The 569-nt window shown below is 60.3% G+C and carries 1 protein-coding gene; it reads left to right on the top strand.

All coding sequences use genetic code 11. The annotated features are described in order from the left end of the window. The first annotated feature begins 50 nt into the window (after window positions 1-50). Window positions 51-524 (top strand): YhcH/YjgK/YiaL family protein, encoded by a 474-nt coding sequence (locus tag ACTQZF_RS09250; protein ID WP_117654927.1) that lies wholly within the window; start codon window positions 51-53, stop codon window positions 522-524. Window positions 525-569 lie beyond the last annotated feature (45 nt).

Below are 569 nucleotides of genomic sequence, written 5' to 3'. Positions count from 1 at the left end.
AACGCGTTTGCCGAGTAGCCGCCAAAGAAACGATCCGAGAGGGGATTTAGATGATTTACGGTGCATTGGGCGATATCGAGGAGTACCGCGGAATGCTCAAGGGCCTCGACGTGCTGATCGACTGGCTCGAGGAGAACGACCCGGCGCAGCTCGAGGTCGGCAGCCATCCGATTCTGGGCGACAAGGTCTTTGCGAACGTCATGGCTCCCACGACGCGTCCCGAGGCCGAGGCTCACTATGAGACGCATCAGCGCTATCACGACCTGCAGATCGACGTCGAGGGTCGCGAGGCCTTTAAGGTCGCCACGGGCAGCCTGACGCTGGTCCAGGAGTTTGACGAGAAGGACGACTACGATCTGGTCGATTCCGACGCCTCGATCGCCGGCGATCTTGCCGACGACAAGTTTGCGCTGTTTGTTGCCGGCGAGCCTCACATGCCCACGCTCGAGTTCCCGGGCGATGGCGCGCAGCCGGTCAAGAAGATCTGCTTTAAGCTGCTTGCAGACGCTTACTGGGAGGAATAGCGCGCTGCCCGACTGAGCTGTTCGTATGCTGGCGTGTTTTCCCTA

Origin of the sequence: Collinsella sp. LCP19S3_H3 (genome assembly GCF_052119145.1) — a bacterium.
In the GTDB taxonomy this organism is placed as follows: Bacteria; Actinomycetota; Coriobacteriia; order Coriobacteriales; family Coriobacteriaceae; genus Collinsella.
This window is presented reverse-complemented; position numbering and strand designations above follow the sequence as displayed.

Bases quoted from the DNA above. Each gene is read 5' to 3' on its own strand.
- ACTQZF_RS09250 (WP_117654927.1), top strand. From the start codon at position 51: ATGATTTACGGTGCATTGGGCGATATCGAGGAGTACCGCGGAATGCTC.